Annotated in this window: 21 protein-coding genes; 12 read left to right on the top strand and 9 right to left on the bottom strand. The window is 59.8% G+C overall.

The window, feature by feature from the left end; translation table 11 throughout:
• Nucleotides 1-2: 2 nt before the first annotated feature.
• Nucleotides 3-653, bottom strand: coding sequence for a thermonuclease family protein (locus AC33YF_RS03650; protein ID WP_491775840.1), 651 nt, complete (start codon nucleotides 651-653; stop codon nucleotides 3-5).
• Nucleotides 654-675: 22 nt separating this feature from the next.
• A complete protein-coding gene (locus AC33YF_RS03645; protein ID WP_491775839.1) occupies nucleotides 676-1,317 on the bottom strand; it encodes a S24 family peptidase in 642 nt (213 codons plus the stop codon).
• 169 nt (nucleotides 1,318-1,486) lie between these two features.
• Here AC33YF_RS03645 and AC33YF_RS03640 point away from each other — a divergent pair, with 169 nt between their 5' ends.
• Nucleotides 1,487-1,834: a DUF952 domain-containing protein gene (locus tag AC33YF_RS03640; protein ID WP_491775838.1), complete on the top strand. Its 348-nt coding sequence runs from the start codon at nucleotides 1,487-1,489 to the stop codon at nucleotides 1,832-1,834.
• On the top strand, nucleotides 1,831-2,904 hold the full coding sequence (locus tag AC33YF_RS03635; RefSeq protein ID WP_491775837.1) for a quinone-dependent dihydroorotate dehydrogenase: 1,074 nt from the start codon (nucleotides 1,831-1,833) through the stop codon (nucleotides 2,902-2,904). Before AC33YF_RS03640 ends, AC33YF_RS03635 begins: the two co-directional genes overlap by 4 nt.
• Nucleotides 2,905-2,941: 37 nt before the next feature.
• Here the strand turns inward: AC33YF_RS03635 and AC33YF_RS03630 are convergent, their stop codons facing one another.
• A complete protein-coding gene (locus tag AC33YF_RS03630; RefSeq protein ID WP_491775836.1) occupies nucleotides 2,942-3,289 on the bottom strand; it encodes a DUF6460 domain-containing protein in 348 nt (115 codons plus the stop codon).
• Between the two features lie 119 nt (nucleotides 3,290-3,408).
• On the opposite strand from AC33YF_RS03630, the gene AC33YF_RS03625 reads away from it, so the two are divergent.
• Both AC33YF_RS03625 and pdeM read left to right on the top strand, forming a co-directional pair.
• Entirely contained in the window at nucleotides 3,409-6,012 is a 2,604-nt protein-coding gene (locus tag AC33YF_RS03625) for a ligase-associated DNA damage response DEXH box helicase (protein ID WP_491775835.1), read from the top strand.
• Nucleotides 5,999-6,724 carry a ligase-associated DNA damage response endonuclease PdeM gene (gene pdeM / locus AC33YF_RS03620; RefSeq protein WP_491775834.1) on the top strand — a complete coding sequence of 242 codons (726 nt, stop codon included), beginning with the start codon at nucleotides 5,999-6,001 and terminating at the stop codon, nucleotides 6,722-6,724. Before AC33YF_RS03625 ends, pdeM begins: the two co-directional genes overlap by 14 nt.
• A 5-nt stretch (nucleotides 6,725-6,729) precedes the next feature.
• Here pdeM and AC33YF_RS03615 read toward each other — a convergent pair whose 3' ends face one another.
• The 3 genes from AC33YF_RS03615 to AC33YF_RS03605 form a co-directional block, all read right to left on the bottom strand.
• Nucleotides 6,730-7,542, bottom strand: coding sequence for a TIGR02186 family protein (locus AC33YF_RS03615; RefSeq protein ID WP_491775833.1), 813 nt, complete (start codon nucleotides 7,540-7,542; stop codon nucleotides 6,730-6,732).
• Nucleotide 7,543: 1 nt separating this feature from the next.
• On the bottom strand, nucleotides 7,544-8,470 hold the full coding sequence (locus tag AC33YF_RS03610) for a sulfite exporter TauE/SafE family protein (RefSeq protein ID WP_491775832.1): 927 nt from the start codon (nucleotides 8,468-8,470) through the stop codon (nucleotides 7,544-7,546).
• 144 nt (nucleotides 8,471-8,614) lie between these two features.
• The gene (locus AC33YF_RS03605; protein WP_491775831.1) at nucleotides 8,615-11,632 is read right to left on the bottom strand and encodes an SEL1-like repeat protein; all 3,018 of its coding nucleotides are present in this window, start codon (nucleotides 11,630-11,632) and stop codon (nucleotides 8,615-8,617) included.
• 178 nt (nucleotides 11,633-11,810) lie between these two features.
• Between AC33YF_RS03605 and AC33YF_RS03600 the strand changes: the two genes are divergently transcribed.
• Nucleotides 11,811-12,245 carry a secondary thiamine-phosphate synthase enzyme YjbQ gene (locus tag AC33YF_RS03600; RefSeq protein ID WP_491775830.1) on the top strand — a complete coding sequence of 145 codons (435 nt, stop codon included), beginning with the start codon at nucleotides 11,811-11,813 and terminating at the stop codon, nucleotides 12,243-12,245.
• Here the strand turns inward: AC33YF_RS03600 and pip are convergent, their stop codons facing one another.
• Genes pip through AC33YF_RS03585 form a run of 3 tightly spaced genes read right to left on the bottom strand, consistent with a single transcriptional unit; the run spans nucleotide 12,246 to nucleotide 15,381 of the window.
• The gene (gene pip / locus AC33YF_RS03595) at nucleotides 12,246-13,208 is read right to left on the bottom strand and encodes a prolyl aminopeptidase (RefSeq protein ID WP_491775848.1); all 963 of its coding nucleotides are present in this window, start codon (nucleotides 13,206-13,208) and stop codon (nucleotides 12,246-12,248) included. It abuts the gene before it with no gap.
• A 19-nt stretch (nucleotides 13,209-13,227) separates the two neighbouring features.
• On the bottom strand, nucleotides 13,228-15,072 hold the full coding sequence (locus AC33YF_RS03590; protein ID WP_491775829.1) for a solute symporter family protein: 1,845 nt from the start codon (nucleotides 15,070-15,072) through the stop codon (nucleotides 13,228-13,230).
• Nucleotides 15,073-15,075: 3 nt separating this feature from the next.
• Complete coding sequence (locus AC33YF_RS03585; RefSeq protein ID WP_491775828.1) at nucleotides 15,076-15,381, bottom strand: DUF4212 domain-containing protein; 306 nt, start codon at nucleotides 15,379-15,381, stop codon at nucleotides 15,076-15,078.
• 536 nt (nucleotides 15,382-15,917) lie between these two features.
• Here AC33YF_RS03585 and AC33YF_RS03580 point away from each other — a divergent pair.
• Genes AC33YF_RS03580 through AC33YF_RS03550 form a run of 7 tightly spaced genes read left to right on the top strand, consistent with a single transcriptional unit; the run spans nucleotide 15,918 to nucleotide 23,180 of the window.
• A complete protein-coding gene (locus AC33YF_RS03580; RefSeq protein WP_491775827.1) occupies nucleotides 15,918-16,277 on the top strand; it encodes a 2Fe-2S iron-sulfur cluster-binding protein in 360 nt (119 codons plus the stop codon).
• A complete protein-coding gene (gene cysG / locus AC33YF_RS03575) occupies nucleotides 16,277-17,722 on the top strand; it encodes a siroheme synthase CysG (RefSeq protein WP_491775826.1) in 1,446 nt (481 codons plus the stop codon). The genes AC33YF_RS03580 and cysG overlap by 1 nt, the downstream gene beginning before the upstream one ends.
• A complete protein-coding gene (locus AC33YF_RS03570; protein ID WP_491775847.1) occupies nucleotides 17,715-18,011 on the top strand; it encodes a DUF2849 domain-containing protein in 297 nt (98 codons plus the stop codon). The genes cysG and AC33YF_RS03570 overlap by 8 nt, the downstream gene beginning before the upstream one ends.
• The gene (locus tag AC33YF_RS03565) at nucleotides 17,998-19,653 is read left to right on the top strand and encodes a nitrite/sulfite reductase (RefSeq protein WP_491775825.1); all 1,656 of its coding nucleotides are present in this window, start codon (nucleotides 17,998-18,000) and stop codon (nucleotides 19,651-19,653) included. Before AC33YF_RS03570 ends, AC33YF_RS03565 begins: the two co-directional genes overlap by 14 nt.
• Nucleotides 19,640-20,794, top strand: a complete 1,155-nt coding sequence (locus AC33YF_RS03560) for a phosphoadenylyl-sulfate reductase (RefSeq protein ID WP_491775824.1) — start codon at nucleotides 19,640-19,642, stop codon at nucleotides 20,792-20,794. The genes AC33YF_RS03565 and AC33YF_RS03560 overlap by 14 nt, the downstream gene beginning before the upstream one ends.
• Nucleotides 20,791-21,696 carry a sulfate adenylyltransferase subunit CysD gene (gene cysD / locus AC33YF_RS03555; RefSeq protein ID WP_491775823.1) on the top strand — a complete coding sequence of 302 codons (906 nt, stop codon included), beginning with the start codon at nucleotides 20,791-20,793 and terminating at the stop codon, nucleotides 21,694-21,696. Before AC33YF_RS03560 ends, cysD begins: the two co-directional genes overlap by 4 nt.
• A complete protein-coding gene (locus tag AC33YF_RS03550; RefSeq protein ID WP_491775822.1) occupies nucleotides 21,696-23,180 on the top strand; it encodes a sulfate adenylyltransferase subunit 1 in 1,485 nt (494 codons plus the stop codon). Before cysD ends, AC33YF_RS03550 begins: the two co-directional genes overlap by 1 nt.
• Nucleotides 23,181-23,208 lie beyond the last annotated feature (28 nt).

Here is a 23,208-nt window from a genome sequence, read left to right as displayed (position 1 = left end):
GCTTAGCGCCAAATCCCGAGCCGCCGCTCGCGGGCTGCTTCTTCCGCCTCCTTAAAGGCCGCTTGCGCGGGCTGCTTGGGCTTGGCCCAGCCTTGGGTAACCATCCAAAAAGACAAGTCCTTACCGCCAACCGAGCAGCGCGCCGCCAAAGTGGCCGTCTCACCAGACGCCGGTACCTGGCACTCGACGGCCCGGCCTCTGATGAGCCTCATGAGCGCGGAGCGGGCGGCTCGTCCACAGGGCCAGGCTTCACCGCGAGAGTCTGTGCACTCACCCGTGAGGCCTTCAACTTCGATCTCAGCTAGCTTGATCGTGGTGGTGCCGGCTTTGAGTGATCTGCCGTCTTCAACGACCACACGGTAGAAGCGTTTCGGCTTTAGCTGAGAGCTTTCGAGCCCTTGTTGCGCGTCCTCCTTCGGGGTCACGGCGGCGACGTTCTCGGCAGCGTTTTCTTGCTCCGCCCCTTCACCTCCGTCGCTACTCGCCTCTCCGTTTGGCTCAGAGGAGAGAGGCTTGGTGAATATCTGATCAAGTCCCGAATCGGCGCGAGGCGGTTCAACTGGCACTTCGTCATCGAACTTGCCGAACGGCCAAAAGAGCCAAACGACGCTGAGAACGGCCGCGATAATGATGATGCGTGAGATGAGGACCATCGGTAAGGCTACTGCGTGGCGTCTATTGGCTCGCCCAGATGATACGCGCAATCCACTCGACCCGCTCAAGTGGGAAAACAAGATTCGGATGGTCCGGGTTCACAGATGCGAGTTCGATTGACCTTGCGGTGCGGCGCACAAGCACTTTTGCCATCACTTCGCCATCGGTCGTGCGGATCACGACGCGGTCGCCTTTTCGGGTGGACGCATTGGGTGAAACAATCAGGATATCGCCTTTACGGTAAAGTGGCTCCATGCTGTTGCCGCTCACCTCGAGTGCGTAGACGTTTTCGTCTTTGATCTGGGGTAGTCGGATCTGCTCCCAGCCGCCGCCCACGGGGCACCCGCCGTCATCGAAGAATCCGCCGGCCCCAGCCTGTGTCATGCCGATCAAAGGAATTGGCTGGTTCCGGTCGACCATCTCGGGTTTGGCCGAGGCGAGTGTCGTGAAGTCCTCGAGCGTCGCGCCCGTCGCCTCTAGGACCTTTGCGATACTCTCAGTTGTCGGCCAGCGCGGTCGTCCATCACCCGTTGAGCGTTTGGATTTGTTGAACGCTGTAGGATCTAGTCCGGACTGTTTCGCAAGTCCCGATGCCGACAGTCCATAGCGATGCGCCAAGGCGTCTATCGCCGACCAAATCCGGTCGTGGGTGAGCCTTTTCAACGAAATGGCCCCAGTTCCTGAATTGTTGACAAGGAAATAATACCTATCCGCTTATGCCTTGTTTAGGTGCACCCGTCCACCATGCATAGATTGATCAAAACGCAAACCTCGATCTCTGATTGTTGCCTTGTTGCTCGAAGAGAGGGCCGCTAGTGTGGCGTCTCGTGCAATGGTCAAGCCCATCTACAAAATCCTGAGCGAAGGCGACTACAAGGCGGCCAAGAGCCGGGGACAGTTCCTCGGGTCTTCGGACGATCTGCGCGATGGATTCATCCATTTCTCGGCCGGGCATCAGGTCGCGGGGACCCTCGCCAAGCATTACGCCAGTCAGGCGAATCTCGTTCTGTTGTCGGTCGATCAGCATCAACTCGGGCCTGCGCTCAAATGGGAGAGATCGCGCAACGGCGATCTTTTTCCGCACCTTTACGGCCCACTTGCTCTGGATGCTGTCGTCGCCGAAACGCTGCTCGCGCTCGACGAAGACAACCGACATATTCTTCCAGAGGGCGTCGCGTGAATCCGTTCTTCGGCCTCGGACAGGCGCTCATGCTCGCGCTCGATCCCGAGCATGCACACGCGCTGACTATCAAATCTTTGGAGATGGGGATCTATCCGCGTAGCTCTGCATCGGACGACGCACGCCTAAGTCAGACTTTCCTTGGCCTCAACTTTCCTAACCCCATTGGCGTTGCGCCCGGCTTCGACAAAGACGCGCGTGTTGCCGCTCCATTGCTTGATATGGGTTTTGGGTTCGTGGAGGTAGGAACACTGACGCCGCGTGCGCAGCTTGGAAATGCCAGCCCGCGCGTGTTTCGTTCGATCGAAGACCACGCTGTCGTGAACCGGCTCGGTTTCAACAATGAGGGGCAGGCGGCTGCGTTGGAACGCTTGGAACACGGGGTTCCCGGCATCATCGGGGTCAACTTGGGCGCCAACCGCGACAGTGCAGACCGAGTGGCCGACTACGTAACGGGCGTGGCGCGCATGGGCCCGGTTGCGTCCTATCTTACGGTCAACATTTCCTCTCCGAATACGCCGGGCTTGCGCGATTTGCAGGCGCCAAAGGAGCTCGCCAAGCTTCTGACGGAAGTCGAAAAAGCACGCCGTAGTCTGCCGGACGCAAAACCGCCGCTCTTCGTCAAGCTTGCGCCCGATCTTGCCGATGCGGACTTGCCAGAGATCGTCGGGATTATTCAAGGTACCGGCGCTGACGGCATCATCGTTTCCAACACCACACTCTCACGCGACGGCCTGACGTCCCAAACGCTGCGCAAAGAGCAAGGCGGGTTATCCGGGCGTCCGTTGTTTGTTCGCTCGACGCGCATGTTGGCTCAGGTTTATCGGCTAACGGCCGGCACGATGCCCCTGATCGGTGTCGGTGGGATCGATTCTCCTGAGAGCGCGCTGGCGAAGATAGAGGCCGGCGCATCGCTCATCCAAATGTACACGGGACTAATCTTCGAAGGGCCCCAACTCGTGGACCGCATTAAGCGCCGCTTGGTTCAGGCGGTATCAGACGCTTCAGCCCCCTCCCTCGCAACACTCACCGGCACGCGCGCGGACGAATGGGCATTCAAGACGCTCTAGTAAGAGGTTCTTCGAGGTAAGCCCTTAAGGAAAAGGGCTACGGCGTCGATGACTGCGATTCTTTAGGCGTCGTCGCAACGCGCTGATCTCGCTCCGGTGGCACAAGATCATCCGACGCCTCATTACCGGGGCCACCGAATACCTTGAGGAGCCGCATCAAGAACCAAACGGGAAATACGATCACGGCGCCAAGCAGGAAGTAGCGGAATCCCCTCTCGACCGCAGCAAAGCCCATATCGTAGATGCGTTGGACGAGTTCGCGTACGGTCTGGATTAGGTCGTAAGGACTGAAGCCCAGCGCCGCGAGGACGACGCCGACGATCAGAGATATGATGGCCAGCCGAGCGAGCACAAGAACCGGATTGCCGCCAAAGAATCGTTCCAAGTACACGCGTGTCCTCCACGTCCAAGTATTGCGCGAAACTTGACAGACAGGTGGGGGGACCAAGCCCGAAGATCAAGCGGACTGGGTGTACAGCACAGCAGAGAAGAGGGATCGCCTAGGTGGCTGCGCAAAAGACGAGACGGACGACTGAGGGTCAGCCCAAGACCTCGCCCGCGCCTTTGCCCAAGCGATTCGCAGATTGGTTTACATCTAGGGACTGGCGACCGCGCGCCCATCAGCTCGAACTACTGGAGACGGTCGAGCGCGGCGCCGATGTACTCCTGATTGCGCCGACCGGTGGCGGCAAGACCCTCGCTGGCTTCTTGCCGAGCCTGATCGACCTTGCGGACAGGCCGCTAACGCCACAGGCTTCCGGTGTCCATACGCTATATGTGTCGCCGCTCAAGGCGCTCGCGACCGATATTGCCCGAAATCTCTCAGCGCCGATCGCCGAGATGGGGCTTTCTATCCATACCGAAACGAGGACGGGCGACACGCCACAGGCTCGCCGCGCGCGGCAACGCATCTTGCCGCCGGATCTTCTCCTGACCACGCCGGAGCAGATCGCGCTGATGCTGTCGCACAAAAGTGCGGCCAAGCTCTTTGGAGACCTCAAATGCGTTGTCCTCGACGAACTGCATGCGTTGAGCGCAAGTAAGCGAGGTGACCTTCTGGCGCTCGACCTAGTTCGGCTTCGGTCATTGTCGCCGGGGCTGCGGACGATTGGCCTATCGGCTACCGTCGCGCGTCCCTATGAGCTTTCAGCCTATCTCGTCCCCCAACAAGACGGTGGGGCGCCCGCAACTCATTTCGCCGAGATTGTTTACGCGGATGGTGGCGCGAGATCGGACATCAAGATCCTCCAGTCCGATGCTGATTTGCCTTGGGCTGGGCACTCGGCGCGGTATGCGCTCCCCGAAATCTATGAGGCGATCAAAGCGCACAAGCTGTGCCTGCTGTTCGTCAACACGCGTTCGCAAGCCGAACTGCTCTTCAACGAGTTGTGGCGCTTCAATGACGACGATCTGCCGATCGCGCTCCACCACGGTTCGCTCGATGTGGGGCAGCGTCGAAAGGTTGAAGCGGCCATGGTGGCGGGGAAGCTTCGGGCGGTCGTCTGTACGTCGACGCTCGATCTTGGCATTGACTGGGGCGACGTGGATCTGGTCATCAATATCGGCGCTCCCAAAGGCGCAAGCCGCCTAGCTCAACGGATAGGGCGGTCCAATCATCGCCTCGAAGAACCGAGCAAGGCGCTACTCGTTCCGGCCAACCGCTTCGAGGTTATGGAATGCCGAGCCGCACTCGAAGCCGCAGAAGAGGGCCAGCAGGACACGCCGCCGACGCGGCCCGGCGCGCTCGACGTGCTGGCGCAGCATATTCTCGGCACTGCATGTGCGGTACCCTTCGATGCCGATTTGCTTTTTACAGAGGTCAAAAGTGCGTCGCCCTATCGCGATCTCTCCCGCGAGAGCTTCGATGATGTGCTAACCTTTGTGGCGACGGGCGGATACGCGCTGGCGAACTATGATCGCTACGCCAAACTAAAGCGCACCAAAGAGGGCACCTATCGCGTGGCCCATCCGCGCATCGCGCAGCAATACCGGCTCAATGTAGGCACGATCGTCGAGGCGCCGATGCTACGCGTGCGTTTGGCGCGCTTGAAGGGTGGCGCACTCAAACCCACGGGCGTGCTGGCTGGAGGCCGCGTCTTGGGAGAGGTCGAGGAATACTTCGTTGAGCAACTGACGCCCGGCGACACGTTCGTCTTCGCAGGCGAGGTGCTGCGCTTTCAGGGCTTGCGAGAGATGGATGCCATCGTGAGCCGCGCGCACGCTACAGACGCCAAGGTCCCGGCCTACGCTGGCGGGAAGTTCCCGCTCTCGACCTATCTTGCGGAGCGCGTACGGCGGATGCTGTCCGAGCGCCGAGATTGGGCAAAGCTGCCGGAACAAGTTTCGTACTGGTTGCAATTGCAGTCGGCGTTTTCCGTTGTTCCGAACGCCCGCGAAATGCTGCTCGAGACTTTCCCGCGCGGACATCGCTACTACCTCGTGTGCTACCCGTTCGAGGGGAGACTAGCGCACCAGACGCTTGGCATGCTTCTGACCCGCCGGCTAGAGCGCGCAGGCGCCGCGCCCCTGGGCTTTGTTGCGAACGAATATGCGCTCGCTGTCTGGGGGCTCAACGATATGAGCGCGATGATTCGAAGCGGGCGACTCAATCTGAGAGACCTGTTCGACGAAGATATGCTCGGGGACGATCTAGACGCGTGGCTCGCAGAGTCAAATCTTATGAAACGGTCTTTCCGGGTTTGCGCGACCATTTCGGGACTGATCGAGAGGCGCCATCCTGGCCAGGAAAAGTCCGGCCGACAGATGACAGCTTCCTCTGATCTGATCTACGACGTGCTTCGCCAGCACGAGCCTGGCCATGTTCTGTTGAAGGCTGCTTTCGCGGATGCGGCGACCGGGCTGATCGACTTACGCCGTTTGGGCGAATTCTTGAAGCGAATTAGTGGACGAATCAGGCATAGTGAGGTGAGTCACGTGTCGCCGCTTGCCGTTCCAGTCATGCTTGAGATCGGGCGCGAGAGCGTGCCGGGCGATGCAGGCGACACCCTGTTGCGTGAAACCGCCGAAGAACTTGTCGCCGAGGCCCTGGGGAAGGAGGCCTCGGACGACGTGACGCAGAGCCCTGGGGGGGAGCATGCTGCACGCTAGACTCGATCTTATGCCTGAGACTGCGCCCACCTTGCGTTCACATCTGACTATTGGAAAACACTCGCTTCGGCCGCTCGCTGCCGGCGCCCTGTATTGGCAGGAAGAGGATGTGTTGTTGGTCGCCGATCTCCATCTGGAGAAGGGCGCAGCCTTTGCTGCGCGCGGTGTGCTGCTTCCGCCATACGATACCCGGGTGACCTTGTCGCGGCTGAGCAAGCTTGTCGACGCGATCGATCCGCAGCGCGTCGTGGCGCTTGGCGACAGCTTTCACCGGAGTGAAGGCGCAGAGACGATCCCCGATGAAGACCTCGCGTTGTTGCGAACACTACAGAAGGGAAGGGACTGGTTCTGGATTTGCGGCAATCACGATCCTCACCTCCCCGATAGCATCGGAGGGACAGTCTGCGGTTCGCTCAGGATCGAGGGTGTGGTCCTTCGGCACGAGCCGTCCGACGAGGTCACCGGACCGGAGATCGTTGGACATCTTCATCCAATCGCCCGCATTAGCCGGCGAGGAACCGTGGTCCGGCGCCGCTGTTTCGCGACCGACGGTCGCCGTCTCGTCATGCCGGCTTTCGGTGCCTATACGGGCGGGCTGAACGTAATGGATGATGCGTTCAAACCACTCTTCTACTGGAACCAGGTCGAGGCCTGGATGATGGGAAGGCACGCCGTATACCCCGTTCTGGGCAGTCTGCTTATCCCGGACTGATGGCGCTAGTCACGACGGAAGGCGAACCAGCCCAGCAGTCCTGCCAGGACAGCGATTGCAATGCCGACCAGGCCGTAGAGAAATGGACTTTGGAAAGCGAGATTGTAGATCGCCGCCTCTATGCCAGCCTTGCTGACTTCCAGCGACCCTTTGGTCTTGCTTGCGAGCTCTCCGTCCCGAAACAGATAAACATCCACGAGGAACCGGCCTGTTGGCACTGTTGTTGGTAGGGCAACGGTCGCTCGAAACAGGCTACGGCCAATAAAGACCACGCCCGAATCGTCTTCCGTGTACAGACCCTTCTCTTCCATCAGCCGGATCAAGGCGGACTCGAAGCTCTGTTCTTCAGAGCTCTCGGGTGTCCCTCGGCCATAGTTGAGTGCTGAGAGACCGATGCCGAGTTCGTTTACAGTTTCGTTCGATGCGATAGCCCGTACGGGCCGTGACGACAGCACAGCATAAAAGCTGGGGGCATCCGGGTATGTCTCGCTTGGGCCATTCACCCAAATTCCCGCAACGCGCGTTTTGCGCCTTATGGCGATCGGAGCCGTTGGGCCGCGAACTACCGTAATAACGTCATAGTTGCCTTGGGTTGGCATGCGCGCATCGCTGAAGTCGATGCTTCCAAAAATCAGGATCTCGATCCCAGTGAAATTCGACTGGATGGCGATCTCGCGCGTCGAGATATCCGCCTGTACACGCTCCTGGCTTGTTCCAGGTTTCATGACGGGTGCTGGCGGCACCTCGACCTGTGCATGAGCGACGCCGGCGAGAAGCGCGAAAATCACGAGTGCCGGGGGGAAGAAAGTCGCGCGCACGTTAGCCTCCCGCCGTTGGAATGATGCTGTACAGATCCGCCGGACGCGCAACGAGATCGTAGAGGATACGGACGGCGACACCCAGCACCATTAGCGCTAGGAGGGCTCGGAGTTGCTCGCCGCGAAGCTTCTGCCCAGCCCGCACACCGAACTGTCCGCCAATGACGCCCCCAATGATCAAGAGGAAGGCGAGAAGGATATCCAGGGTGTGGTTGAGCGTGGCGTGGAGCAGCGTGACGACAGCCGTGACGAAGATAATCTGGAAGATCGAAGTGCCCACAACAACGTTGGTTGGCATGCGCAAGATGTAGATCATGGCTGGAACCATAATGAAGCCGCCGCCAACGCCAAGAAACGCGGCGAGAAGCCCGACGAGGCCACCGATAACCAAGGGCGGGATCGCGCTGATATAGAGCCGCGATCGTGGGAAACGCATCTTGAAGGGCAGGCCGTGAATCCAATTGTGTTGACCCGACTTCCGGGCGGAAACGGTCTTGCCAGCGCGCTGACGCCGCATCGCGTTGACGCTCTCCCACAGCATCAACGCACCGATGGTGCCAAGAAACAGCACGTAAGTCAGAGAGATTATCAGCCCCGCCTGTCCAACGCCGCGCAGATAACGCAGGAGAAGGACGCCAATGAGTGCTCCCGCGACGCCCCCTGCGATCAGGATAGCCCCCATATGCAGATCGACATTGCCGCGCCGCCACTGAGCGAGCGTGCCCGATACCGATGTGCCGACGATCTGGTTAGCGCCAGTAGCGACGGCAATGGCCGGGGGGATCCCGGACAGCATCAGAAACGGGGTCAGCAGAAAGCCACCTCCAACACCGAACATCCCCGACAGAAATCCAACCGCTGCGCCAAGGCTCAGCATCACCATGAGGTTCACTGAAATCTCGGCAATCGGCAGATAGATCTGGAACATCGGTTGATCGTTCGGAAGGCGAATGAACTTGCACCGAGTTCGTCTCAAGTCGACTAGTCAATGCGCGAGGCAGAGCCGAATGCATTTCTCACCGAATTTCAGGCGGAAGTGTGGAAAGAGCGCCCGAGTATCCGGCTCTGCGGCTTAGTTGGCGAGAGCCTCTAGCTTGGCAACAAGCTCAGTAGTGACCTCGCCGGTTTGTGTAAGACCATTCTGCTCTTGGAACCGCTTGACGCCGGCCTTTGTCTCATCGCCGGTTAAGCCGTCCGGACTACCCACGTCGTAACCGAGTTTGTTGAGCAAGGTTTGAGCACGGCTCACAAGATCAGACTCTCGCGAAGTGGCTTGGCCGCCCCAGCCTGCTGGCTCGGTGATGGTGTTGGCCTCTCGTGACAGCGCCTTGGGTTTCCACGTCACGAGCTTGGCGTCGAGCTCTACGATCTTCTTGGAAGAGAGTTGCGCGCTAATGACGTCGAGGCGCTTGTGTGCTTCCTCGTCGCCCTGACTTGCCGCAAGCGCGTACCAGCGATAGGCCTCGGCGAGGTCTTTCGTTCTGCCCAAGCCATGCTCCGCCAAGATGCCGAGGTTGAACTGACTGTCCTTCAAATTGCGCTTGGCTGCTTCGCCATACCACTTGGCAGCGAGAGGATAGTTAGGCTTCGAACCGCTGCTTACGCTCACCGCGAGATTATGCATGGCCTTTACGTTGCCGCGTTCTGCGGCGGCCAGATACCAGCCCCGTGCTTTTTGGACGTCGGCGTCAACACCAATGCCGCGCTCATACATGGTGCCGAGCCGATACTGTGCTGGAGCTAGGCCGCTTCGGGCAGCGCGCTCCATCCACTCTGATCCCGTCTTGGGATCTGCCATCACATGACGGCCGTCGATGTAGCGCGTGGCGACGGCGTATTGTGCAACGGGGTTGCCGCGCGAAGCAGCCTCGCGGAGAGCTTCCGAACCGACGGATTCAGGCGGCGGCGGGCCCTTCGCTGAGGAAGCCGTTAGCTCCTCAGCCAATGCCAACTCCTTCGCCGGAGATGGCTCCTCGATCGAGAAGACAACATCGTCCGCGATTGAGGTCATCTCATTGGGATTCAACGAGGCAAGCTGAGGGATCGGTGTAATGACTTTCGGCGGCGTCGCCTGACCCAGAGACTTCGGGAAATTCGTCACGCCACTTTTGGCTTCGCCGACGCGATTGTGCAGCGGCACCATTCCGGGTGGTGGCGCCACGTCACGACGTGGCAGGAGGCCGGAAGATCCCGATTGTGGTTTGGCAGGTGAGGCCGCCGGTGCTGTCGGCGCCGTCGGATTGGCATCTATAGGCGCCGTTGCCTCATCGGTGGGCGCGATAGTCTCGACTTCATCAGTGGCGTTGGATCCCAAGCGACCGAAAAGGAGCAGTGCGCTAATTGCGAGAAGTATGGCGGCGGCAAGAATGAGATAAGGCCGCCTCCGGTCGCGGTTGTGATCCTCAGATGCAACATGAAGCCGTGGCACCTTTTTTTCCGGCTTCTGATCTCGACTTTCGGCAAGCGCGGCGGCCTGGGCAGCCGCAGCCTGCGCAGCGCGTCGTGCCGCTGCCACCATTTCTTCTGAAGCCGTCTTCTCCCGCGGCGTATCCGCGTCTGACCCCATGTCGCCTCCGAGGTCCTGCGCGGCTGTTTCTACATGCGGTGCTCGAGCACGCTCGAACGCAGCCAGGAGATTTCGTGACTTGCGGCTCTTGTCTTTTGTGTCGAGCCTGCTCCGGAGTGTCTCCTTCACTCGGAGCTCGGCGTCGTCCACCGGGCGTTCTGGTCGGGACGGAGCAGGCTGGCGCCGATCTTTGGGACGCTGCTGGTCTTGTTGCCTTTTTCCCGCTTGCTGTTCGCGAACAGGGTCGGCTTTAGCCGCAGGCTTCGGCGTTTCGGAAACCGCCTCTTTGGAGGGCGCCGGTTGCTTGGGTGCGCCTCGAACGGGTTGAGCAGGAGCCGGCTTTGCCGAAGCGGTCCGCTTGCGCTCAGCCTCCGCGACGAACGGATCCTTCTTGGCCGACTGCGCGATCGGGCGTTCGAATTGCTGCACAAGCTGCCTTAGCGACGCGTGAACCGATTGCAGCGAACTATTGAGCTTTTCGTTGGCCTGGCGGCTGTTTTGGCTGACGGCATTCAGCTCACGCTGCATAGCCTCAATCCGGTCTGTTGTCTTTCGCGAGTCGTCTGCAACCAGGCGTGCGGCCTCTACGGCGGCCTTGGCCGCAACCTCCTGAAGCTGTGCGGCGTCTGTATCGGGTGCCTTTGGGGCCGCGTCCTTGTCTTCCAGGCGAGCGAGAATCTGCACCAAGCGCTCCTCGACACCGCCAAGACGACTCAGTTCGTCCTCGGCTCGGTTTATCTGGCGGCCCATATCGGCTATTTGCCGCTCGACATATTGGAGTGCCGTTCCACTCGGCGCGGCCTTTAGTGACTCAGCGATCTGCCGGCCTATTTCCTCAAGGCGCGTGTTCAACGCTTCAATCGTGCTGCTCGGCATCGCCGCGCCGATCGACTGTTCCAGCCGATTTGCCATCTCGGTCAGCCGGTCGCCGCAATCCGGGGTGGCTGTCTCGGGCTTCGTATCCGATCGCCAGTCGAAACGTGGTGTAACCTCCGGGGCGAGATGGTTCGGACGGTGAAAATCGCGGAGTGATTGAGCAAATTGGCTGGGAGCAGGTTCCTCGCGCGGAGATGCCATTGATCCAGGGTGGAGCTGGCTTTGCCGGCTATCAGCAAGAACGCGGCCCAGGCGTTCAAAGTCATCGAGGTGGGTGTTGGGCTCGCCCTCAAGCCGCCGAGCGAGACTGCTGACCTGCTCATGCAGGCGGTCAAACGTATCGGCATTCTCCGGTGCGCTCGTGCTGCGCGCCGTATTCGTCGTCTGCGACAGCTGATCGAGCCGTGCATGGAGCGCGTCTAGCGCCCGGCCGTAGCGGCGTTCGGTCTCCTCAATCCGGTCCAACAGACGTCGAAGGAGCGATGCGACGGTGTGCTGGTCCATCGGCTCCTTAAGAAGGGCGTCAATCGATGCGTGCGTGGCGGGGCGGTCGGGTGTCTCGAAGCGGCGCTCGGAGCACTGCTCGTCAGTGGTGTTGTCCGCCCTTCGGCCACTTGCCGAAGTTTGCCAACCAGCGTTTGAAGCCATACCGTTCCCCGTGAATGAGCAGCCGTTGCCGCTCCCCATGCAGCGGCCGGCGTAACCGCGAGGGCGTTTCCGAAGCGGTTCATTTGACGGTGGCAAGGCAGAGTAAATTTTCCCTTAAAAGTTGACCGATGATGGGACAGAGAGGTCCTGTACTCAGACGCAGCAGGAGGTGTCTGTGATGGGTTTAGAAGAGTGCAGCCAGGTTCTGAGTGTGCCCACGCGCGGGAAAGGTTTCTTCAATTTCACGGGGGAGGTCGCTGCATGGCTGGAGTCTGTCGGCGCTGAAGGCGGCCTACTGACGGTCTTTGTGACCCATACCTCGGCGTCACTTACGATCCAGGAGAATGCCGATCCGAATGTTCGGGTCGACCTGCTGGACGCGCTTGAGCGAATTGCGCCCGAGGATCACCCTTACGCCCATCACGAGGAGGGGCCAGACGATATGCCAAGTCACATCAAATCGATGTTGACATCGGTGAGTCTCTCAATCCCAATTGTGGAGGGAAGGATGGCGCTTGGCATTTGGCAGGGCATTTACCTGATCGAGCATCGCACTGCACCTAGTCAGCGTCGGGTGGTGCTCAGCTATCTCGGACGCATCGGTCGCGCGTAGTCATTCGCCGGCGAACATTCGCGTGGCGGCGATCAAGGCATGCACGATTCCTGATTCTGTCATTGCGTGCCCAGCATCCGCAACGATGCGCAGGTCCGCCGAGTGCCACGCCTTCGACAGGTCGACTGCATTCTTGATGGGTGTAACGACATCGTAGCGTCCGTGTACGATGGCGCCCGGGATGTCTGCGAGCCGAGTAGCGTTCTGCAACAGTTGCTCGTCGTTCTCAAAAAACCCACCGTTGATGACGTAATGACATTCGATCCGCGCAAGGGCGAGCGCGTAGTGGTCTGCCGCGACGTGATGCGTGCGGTGGTGATCAGGCAGCAGCGAGAGAGTCCGCCCCTCCCAAGAAGTCCATGCACGGGCGGCTGCGAGCTGCACCGAAGGGTCTGAGCTCGTCAGGCGCTTATAGTAGGCGCCCACCAAGTTGTCGCGCTCTTCTTCGGGAATGGCATTCTGAAAGTCGGAAAATGCCTCCGGAAACAGCCAGCTGCATCCATCGCGATAGAACCAATCGAGCTCGGAGCGCCTCATAAGAAAAACGCCTCGCAAGATTAGCTCCCTCACACGGCCAGGATGCGTCTGAGCGTAGGCGAGCGCGAGCGCGGATCCCCACGAGCCGCCGAAAACCTGCCAGCGTTCGATACCGAGGTGCTCGCGAAGCGCTTCGAGGTCGGAGACGAGGTCCCACGTGGTGTTGTTGTCGATCGAGGCATGCGGGAGCGACCGGCCGCAGCCACGCTGATCGACGAGTACGATGCGGTAAAGCCTCGGATCGTGTAAGCGGCGCATAACAGGTGATACGCCCGCTCCCGGTCCGCCATGAAGAACAACGACAGGCTTGCCCAGTTGAGAACCGCACTCCTCGAAATAGAGGTCATGCCCCCCAGAAACGGGAAGACGCCCCGTGCGGAATGGCGCGACCGAGGGGTAAAGTGGAAAATGTTGTGGCTCGGCCAGGGTATCCAAAATGAACTCGTTACTCTGCCTTACGCTGCGCGGCTGAGGCTTGTGCCTCTGCCTTATCGTAAAGGGTTTCGCCATCCGGGCGGCGTATCGCCTCGAAAAAATCTTTATCTGCAGACTTGGCCGCTGGTCCGTAGAGACTCACACCAATGCCCGCCAGTACGGCCAGTAGGGCAGAAACAAGACTTGACCCCGCTATTCCTGCAGCCGTATCAGCGATTCCGACAAGCCCTCCAGCCATTAGACTTAGAAGCATGAGGCCGAAACCAATCGACAGGCTTGCGATAACGCCCCAGGCGCTGCAACGTTTCCACCAGGTTGATAGGAAAACAGCCGGGAAAAAAGTCGCAGCTGCGAGAGCGAACGCAGTCACCGCGTAACTTAGGGCATCCACATCCGCAACCAACAGATATGCCGCCATGATTAACGCGACCACGCCGATAACACCCCAGGCCAGCAGAAGCCGCGGCAGGATGATTGGCTGCGGATCGAGAGAGCCGTAAAGATCCTCGGCCAAGCTCGCACCCAATGTGAAGAGATGAGAGCCAGACGCCGCGAGTGCGATCGCGAGTCCGGCTGCGGCCATGACCGCGGTCAAAATGTAAGGCAGTGACGCCAGTGTGGGCAGAGCGAGTGCAATTCCGTCTCGCGCGACCAGCAAATCGCCGACGCCTATCGAGCCGTCGCCGTCCAAGTCGGCAGCACGAACTATCTCAAGCTCGCTTAGTGCGTTGAACCAGGATGGCAGACCCTGCGTCGGCATCAGAACGAGGTCCCCAAACATCAGGACTTTAGTGAACACGACGAGCCCGGGCGCCGTGATCGCGAATAGAGCCACAAGCAAAACCGTCCACGCCGAGGATCGGCGCTGGTCGGCGACAGACGCGGTCACCCCGCTTCGGGTCAGGAGGCTGGGCAGTGCAGCTGTGCCAAGCGCAAAACAGAAGAACAACGCAAAGAAGCCCGCCTCCGAAGTTGCGCTGAACACACTTAGAAACGGCGTTATGGCGGCCGTCGGTTCGCTGCCAGGCAAGCCTCGGATGTCACTTGGCTCATCCGTCTGGACCCCCGCCGCCACCTCGGCATTCGCCAATGAATCAAGTAGCGCGCCATAGGTGAATTGTGGGGCCGGCAAGTTGGTCAGAACAACCGCAATGACCGTCAGGGGAATAGCCAGACCAAGGCTGCCGGTGATGAACTGAGCGCTTCCTGTCCAGGTCAGTGAACGCATGCCGCCCAAGATTCCCGTCGTTGCGATGAACAAAATAACGATCAGCACGGCTAGCCAGTAAGCAGTGGGCAGGAAGATCGAAATGACCATCGCAGCGATTGTGGCTTCAGCAGCGAGCAGCAAGAACGTTGGCGCGATCTGGAGCGCGCTGGCAACCATGCGCGTCAGTGGTGATCGGAATCGGACTCCGAAAAAGGCGGGGAGCGTGTATGCGCCGACACGTCGCAAATACGGTACGAATAGTACGGCGGCGAGTAACGAGCCACAGACCCAGCCGAGGCCGATTGCCAAGCCGTCGAACCCAACGAAAAATAGTGCGCCCGTGTAAGCGAAGAATCCCGTACCGCCGACGGTAATCGCCGCCATAACAAAGGCGTTGTAAACCTGCGGGACCCGGCGGCCTGAGGCGAAGAAGTCTTCGATGTAAAGCGTCCGCGCTGCAACAGCGATGGCGATGTAAAGAACCATCGGCACCAGGATCATGAGCCGCGCAATTGACGCATCACGCCAGCCCAGCTGCTCTGCCATGGCCAACAGGACGGCGAGGGAGACGAACGCGCTGGCGACAATGCCGTAATAGGCGCCGAGATGCGGATTTGGCGTGCGCTGGCGCGACTGAAGTGCCATCCCCTACGTGATCTCCTCGTTCATGCTGCGGGTCAGGTCAATTCGCTCTTGGGCGCGCACATACCAAAATGTGACGAAGACGGCGAAGAGGATAAGCCCCTGAGCCAACAGGTAAAAGCCGACAGGGAAGCTCAGGAACCAGATGCGGTTCAAAGGGATCACATAGATGATGGCTACGACAACGGATAACAGAACTACGGACAATGACGTAATCGCGACGGCCAGGGTGCGCAACTGATGTCGGTCGCGGGCCGCGTTCTCGATTTCAATGTCTTGCTCCGTGTTCTGGTCGGCGTCCTGCGTCGTCACGCGTACTCCCCCAAAATGCGTCGCTGAAATATCGACAAGACTATCAGACCCCTAGCATGCGGAAGCCAGTTCTCAGCGAAGCGCTGCCTCAAAAAAGCACTTAGCAGCCAGGTCCGAAGCTGCAAACAATTGTTGTGGCTATTCTTCAACGGCTTCAGCGGTAATTGCTCACGAGAGCTGTTGGAAAGGAACAGTTTTTCGGCTGACGTCACCGACAGAGAATCTGTTCGCAATGCCGCCAGGCGTAAGAAGAAAAATTCTCTTAATCGGCCTTAAGAGAAACAATATTGCACTCAATGCGCAGCATGGACATTTTTCGTAGAATGATTTTTTGTAAGACTGCAAATACGCGTTGTTTCGGGCCGGCTTTGACATGGAGCGCGCGGCAGGGAGCGCGACCGGTTTTGTACGGCCGTCCGGCGCCATGATGAGTGTTCACGATGTGGAGCTTTGCGGACTTGTGGGATGAGCCTCAGCCAAGTACACGAGCCGTTCTCTCATGAACCGTGACGCCGGTTGGGAAGGTGGGTTGAGACATGTTCATCAATGTGCGTCTGCCTGATGGCTCCACGCACCGCCTCGAGGCTATGGAGGGGTGGCGCGTGATGGAGGTCATCCGCGATTGGGGGCTCCCCATCAAGGCGGAGTGCGGCGGAGCCTGCGCTTGCGCCACTTGCCACGTCTGGGTGGCCGAGGGTTGGGTTGGCAAGCTCGTCCCGCCCACCGACGAAGAAACAGAAATGCTCGACGGCGCCTTTTCCGTCGATGAGCAACGCTCGCGGTTGTCGTGCCAGCTGATTATGACGCCTGAACTTGATGGGCTTGAAGTCGAGCTTGCGCCGGAAAGTCTCAACGAACTTGGCGAAGGCCAAGTTGCCACAGGAACCTCTGGTTGATGCGAACCTTCCCCATCTTTGTGAGCTTTGATCGCAAACCGCCGCTTGTTGTCGGCGGAGGCCATCTTGCGGCTATCAAGACGCGTTTGCTGCTGAAGCGGGCTCAGCGCGTTGATATCGCCGCTGAGGAGTTAGGGCTGGAGCTTTCTAAGCTTGCCGAGGTCGGCAAAGTCGTGCGGCAGCCAGCAGAGCCCAGAGTGGATCAGATTCAGGGCCGACCGCTCGTGATTTCCGCTACAGAGGACGACCGAGAGGACGAGCGCGTCGCGGAGATCGCACACGCGCTGGGAGTTCCCGTCAATGTTCCTGATCGGCCACCGCTGTGCACGGCCGCGCTGCCTGCGATTGTCGATCGCGGCGAAGTCACCGTCGCGATAGGGACATCCGCAGCAGCCCCGGTTTTGGCGCAACGCCTAAGGACCTGGCTCGAGCACGAGCTGCATCCGAGACTCGGTGAGCTTGCCAAATTTGCGGGCTCCTTTCGGGAGCGTGTGGCGGCAGCTTTGCCGGAAGGGCCCGGACGACGCCATTTTTGGGAGGCGGTCTTCGGCGGTCCGGCCGCTGACGCTGTGCTTCATGGAGACGAAGATGCAGCGCGGAGGCTGATCGATCTGGAGATCGCGCGCGCCGCCTCAGAGCACGAGCGTGAATCTGTGGCGCCGCGAGGTCGCGTGATCCTCGTCGGCGCTGGTCCTGGCGATCCAGACCTTCTCACCATGAAGGCCATCCGCGCGCTCAAGGCCGCCGATGTTGTCTTCTACGACAAACTGGTCGGTCAGGGTGTCCTGGAACTGGCGCGCCGCGAAGCTAAACTGATTTCCGTCGGCAAGGCAAAGGGCGCTCATAGCGTGCCTCAAACGGAGATCAACGACTTGCTGGTCGCGCATGCGAAGGCCGGGAAGACGGTGGTTCGTCTCAAGGGCGGCGATCCCTTTATCTTCGGCCGTGGCGGCGAGGAGCTCGACGCATTGCGGGCGGCAGCGGTTCCGATTGACGTCGTCCCGGGCATCACAGCGGGTGCGGCGGCATCGGCCAGTCTGCAGGTTCCGCTGACCCACCGTGACGTCTCGCACAGCGTGACCTTTGTGTCGGGACACGAAGCTGGCGGCGTGGCGCCGAGCTTCGAGCATTTGGATCTGCGGGCCTTGGCGTCAGGTAACAACACGTTGGTCGTCTATATGGGCGTGACCACCAGCGCTGTGATTGCACGGCGCTTGCTGGATGCTGGGTTCCGCGAAGGGCTACCCGTGATCGCCGTCGAAAACGCCAGCCGACCCGATGAGCGTCGTCTCGCTACGACCATTTCCACGCTCGCCAATGACCCGGAACGACTTGGGCTAAGCAGTCCGGCAGTACTCGTCTTTGGCGAAGTTGCCGGGCTTCCGGCCGCAGGGGACATCGAAACGGTTCTGGCACAAGAGGAGGTCGTACGTGCCTATGCCTAGTGTCGTTACCGCCAATCGTTTGAACGACGGCATCGTCGTCTATCTCGCACCGAAAGGTGCGTGGACGGAGAGTATTGCCGACGCAGCCCGAGCTGAAACCGATGACGAGCTCAAGGTGCTGGAGTCCGCTGCAGAGATTGCGGTCCAGGACCGGATCGTCGTCGGCGTTTACCCAATGCCGATCGAGATTAAGGAAGACGGCACCGTCGATCCCATTTCCGTACGGGAACGCATCCGCGCATCCCATCGCACGACGCTGACAGAGGATTGGTACGATGTACCGCTATGATGAGTTTGACCACGCCTTCGTCAACGAACGTGTGGCGGAGTTCCGAGATCAGGTCGCACGGCGACTGAGCGGCGAACTAACGGAAGAACAGTTTCGTCCTTTGCGCCTGCGCAACGGCCTGTACCTGCAGCTTCATGCGTATATGCTGCGTATCGCGATCCCTTATGGTCAGTTGTCCCCGCGCCAGCTGCGTCAACTCGCTATGATTGGCCGCAGATGGGATCGTGGCTATGGACACTTCACGACTCGTCAAAATTTGCAGTTCAACTGGATAAAGCTGGTTGACGTCCCGGACGTGCTCGCCGCACTGGCCGAGGTCGAGATGCACTGCATCCAGACCAGTGGCAACTGCGTGCGGAACGTAACGTCTGACCCTTATGCTGCTGCGGCAAATGATGAGCTTGAGGATCCGCGTGTCTGGTGTGAAATCCTGCGTCAGTGGTCAACACTACATCCGGAATTCAACTGGCTACCCCGCAAATTCAAGATTGCGGTATCGGGGGCCGCGGAGGATCGTGCGGCTACTGCCTTTCACGATATTGGTCTACGCCTGGTCCGGGGTCCAAACGGAGAGAATGGCTTTCGCGTGCTGGTTGGCGGCGGCATGGGGCGCACGCCCTATGTGGGCCAAGTGATCCGGGAGTTTTTGCCCAAGGAACACCTGCTCTCCTATGTCGACTCCATTCTGCGCGTCTACAATCTGCATGGGCGCCGGGACAACATCTATAAGGCTCGCATCAAAATCCTCGTCAACGCGATGGGTATCGACAAGTTCCGCGAGGAAGTCGAGGCGGACTGGAATGCCACGAATAAGGCTGCAATCGATCTTCCTGAGGATGAGCTTCGCCGGATCGCTTCCTACTTTGCGCCCCCCGAGCTTCCAGAACAGGCTCCCCGCGACGAGGCGCTAGCCGCGCGCCGCGAAAGCGACCCGCGCTTTGCAAACTGGTATCGGAACAATGTTCTGCCTCATCGGGTGCCGGGATACGCTTCTGTCGTTGTGTCGTTGAAGGAACCGGGGCGCACGCCCGGCGATGCCTCGTCCGATGCGATGGATTTCGTGGCAGACCTTGCCGAGCGCTTCGGTCACAATGAAGTTCGCGTGAACTACACGCAGAACCTCGTTCTGCCGCACGCGGCGCTGGCCGATGTTCCGGCGATCTACGATGCTCTAGCCGGGGCAGGGCTCGCGACGGGCAACAATGAACTGCTGGGCGATATGATCTGTTGCCCGGGGCTTGACTACTGCAACCTCGCCAATGCCCGTTCGATCCCGATTGCGAAGGAGATCGCGAAGAAATTCGAGGACCCCGAGAGGCAGACAGAGATTGGCAAAATCCGCGTGAACATGTCGGGTTGCATAAATGCTTGCGGCCACCACCACTCAGGGAATATCGGCATTCTCGGAGTCGATAAGAAGGGTACGGAGCTTTATCAGATCACGCTCGGCGGTAGCCCGAAGGATGATGCCTCTGTAGGTAAGATCATCGGTCCCGGGTTCCGAGCCGAAAACGTTCCCGAAGCAATCGACACGATTGTCGACACCTATGTCGAGAATCGTCGCGAGGGAGAGAACTTCCTCGACACCTGGCGCCGTGTCGGGCCCGCGCCGTTTAAGGAGGCCCTTTATGGTGCTCGTTGATTTAGGAACAGGCGCGCTGGTTGCGGAACCAGAGGAGCCCGCGACTGTGTTGGAGCCATCAGCGGATCACGATGCCTTGGCGACTGCGGCGGGCGGCAACGCGGGTCCCGTCGCTATCTTGTTCCCGACCTTTGCAGATGGGCGCGGATTTAGTCTGGCCCGCATACTTCGTGATCGACTCGGTTTTGCTGGCGAAATTCGTGCGGTCGGATCGCTTATTCCGGACCAGTCGCAGTTTCTGCTTCGGTCGGGCTTCGACACGGCTGAGATTGCCGATCGCGACGCAGCCGAGACGTGGAGGAAGACCCTTTCGCTCATCGGCCGTAGCTACCAACCGTCGGCACGGAACCCGTTGCCATTGCGATGGAACGCATCTTCCGAGGCTGCTGTTGAACTCGGTCGCGCGCTCGCTGCGACAGACGATCTCATCGAGCGTATCAAGTTGACTGCCGAGCATATCGAGGGCCGTGTAGCGTTTTCGACGAGTGCCGGTCTCGAGGACCAGGTGATCCTGCAGGCCATTGCCAAGTCGGGAGTGGTCAAGGCAGGAGCCGACTTCGATATATTCACACTCGATACAGGCCGTCTGTTCCCGGAAGTCTTGGAGACCATCGAACTTTCGGAGCTTCGATACCGGATACGTATCCGTCTAGTCTCTCCCGATGCCCGCGAGGTTGAGGAGCTTGTATCGCGCGACGGCGTGTTCGGTTTTCGTCAGTCCATCGACAATCGCAAGAGCTGCTGCGAGATCCGTAAAGTCCGGCCCTTGAATCGGGCCTTGGAAGGCGCGCAGGGTTGGATCGCCGGGCTGCGGCGCGAGCAATCCCAGGCCCGCGCCGACGTTCCGATGGCCGAATGGGACGCAGAACGCGGACTCATCAAAATCAATCCTCTCGCCGATTGGTCCGATGAGCGCCTGAACGACTACATCGATGCCAATGGTGTGGTGGTCAATCCACTACATGCGCAAGGCTTCGTCTCGATAGGTTGTGCGCCTTGCACCCGTGCGATCGAGCCAGGGGAAGACCCACGCGCGGGACGTTGGTGGTGGGAGAGCGAAGATAGGAAGGAATGCGGACTGCATGTTGCCGGGTCCGAGACATCGGCGGAATCAGTCGCGCAAGGGGAGAAAGCTGCATGACCGCTTTGACGTCTCACCTCAAGCTGCTCGAAGCCGAGAGCATTCATATTTTTCGTGAGGCAGCTGCGCAGTTTCGAACGCCTGTCCTGCTGTACTCGATTGGGAAGGACTCAACGGTCCTGCTGCATCTGGCGCGGAAAGCGTTTTGGCCTGCCAAGCTGCCCTTCCCATTGCTCCATGTAGACACGACCTGGAAGTTCCGCGAGATGATCGCGTTTCGTGATCGAACCGTTTCGGAGATGGGACTGGATCTGATTGTTCACACGAATCACGACGGCGCATCGAAGAACATCAACCCCTTCGACTATGCGCCGTCGGTCTACACCGACATCATGAAGACACAGGCTCTTCGAACCGCACTCGACAATGGCGGCTTCGATGCGGCCTTCGGCGGTGCTCGTCGAGATGAGGAGGCGTCGCGCGCAAAAGAGCGGGTTTTCTCGTTTCGCGCCAGCGGACACAGCTGGGACCCGCGCCTCCAGCGACCAGAAATGTGGCAGCTTCTCAACGGCCGTCTTGGCAAAGACGAGACGGTTCGTGTGTTCCCTATGTCCAATTGGACAGAGGCGGATATCTGGCGCTACATCACGCTGGAGAATCTGGAAGTTGTGCCGCTCTACTTCGCCGAGGAACGGCCAACGGTAGAGCGCGACGGCCAGATCTTGATGGTCGACGACGAGCGTATGCCACTTAAGCCTGGCGAACAGCCCGTCATGCGCAAGGTCCGCTTCAGGACGCTTGGGTGCTACCCGCTTACTGCAGCAATCGAATCGGAGGCGACCGATCTTGAGTCGGTTGTAGCTGAGACCTTGGATGCCCGTGTCTCAGAGCGGGCCGGTCGACTGATCGACCACGACGAGGCGGGCGCGATGGAGATGAAGAAGCGCGAGGGGTACTTCTAATGACGCTAGCAGCGCTCTCAGAGGAACGGTCGTTACGGCCAGCCGCTCAACCGGGCGACACGTCGGAAGCCATGTTGCGGCTACTGACCTGCGGTTCCGTCGACGACGGGAAGTCAACGTTGATCGGCCGGTTGCTGTGGGACGCTGCTGGTGTCACGGACGATCAGCGCGCCCAGATCATGAATGCTTCGCACGCGCGCGCCGTCAACGGAGAGCGTATCGACTTTTCGCTGCTATTGGACGGGCTCGTGGCCGAGCGCGAGCAAGGAATCACGATCGATATCGCGTGGCGTTATTTCGAGACCGAGCGTCGGCGCTTTGTCATCATCGACTCTCCCGGGCATGAACAATACACACGCAACATGGCCACCGGCGCGTCGCACGCCGACATCGCCATCTTGCTCGTTGACGCGCGCCATGGCGTGAAACGCCAGACGCGGAGGCATGCCGCTATCTGCGACCTCGTCGGGATCAAGAAAGTTGTTCTCGCCGTCAACAAGATGGACCAGATCGACTGGTCCGAAGACCGCTACCGTGAGATCGAGATTGACTTCCGTTCCCTCGCGAGCAATTTCAGCTTCGCGGAGATCTCGTCCATCCCTGTCGCAGCCCTGACTGGCGCTAATGTCGTTGCGCGGTCCGATGAGATGCCTTGGTATGGGGGCCCGACGCTGCTTGAGTATCTTGAGAGCGTCGAAGCCAAGACCGAGCCTGTGGATGCGCCATTTCGTTTGCCGGTGCAGATGGTTCTGCGGGCGGAGAACGATTTTCGCGGTTATGCTGGCACGGTGACTTCCGGCACAATCCACGTCGGCGACCCTGTGGTGGACGCACGAAGCGGCCTCGGCGCAACATTGCAGCGCATCACAACAATGGACGGCGACCTAGAAAGTGCATCAACCGGAGATGCGGTCACGCTCGTGCTTGATACTGATCTTGATATCTCGCGCGGCGCGGTGCTCACGGAAACGCAGCGGCGGCCCACAAACGCGGATGTACTTGAAGCGCGGCTGGTCTGGATGTCGGAGAAGCCGTTCGATCCCGAGGCCGGTTACTTGTTGCGTTCGGCAACCGACCTGACACCGGTAACGTCGATGAGCGTCTCATCGCTGATTGACTTTGAGACGCTTTCCTCGACCCAGGCGCATGGGTGCAGCATGAATGACATTGCCGATTGTCGCATTCTGCTCGGGCGGTCTACGGCATTGGACCTGTTCAGCGACCTTCGGTTGACCGGAAACTTTGTGCTCGTCAATGCGTTGGATGGAGCGACCGTCGCTGGCGGTGTGATTACTTGGGTGCAGTCGGGGGCGGCCTCCGCGGGAGAAAATGTCTTGGTGCTGGATCAGGCTCGGTTGGCTGGCCTTTGCGCCGACCTTGGCGATACTCCTGAAGATAAGGCCGAATACGAACGGCGCGCCCAGGAGGTTGCAATTCTGCTACGGTCGGCCGGCGTTCCTGTGCTGATTGAGACGGATCGTTAAAAGGGGCCATCGAATCCCTTCGGATTCT

The sequence above is a fragment of the Methyloceanibacter sp. genome (assembly GCF_058506495.1).
Note: the sequence above shows the minus strand (reverse complement) of the source record. Positions and strands in the feature narration are given on the sequence as shown.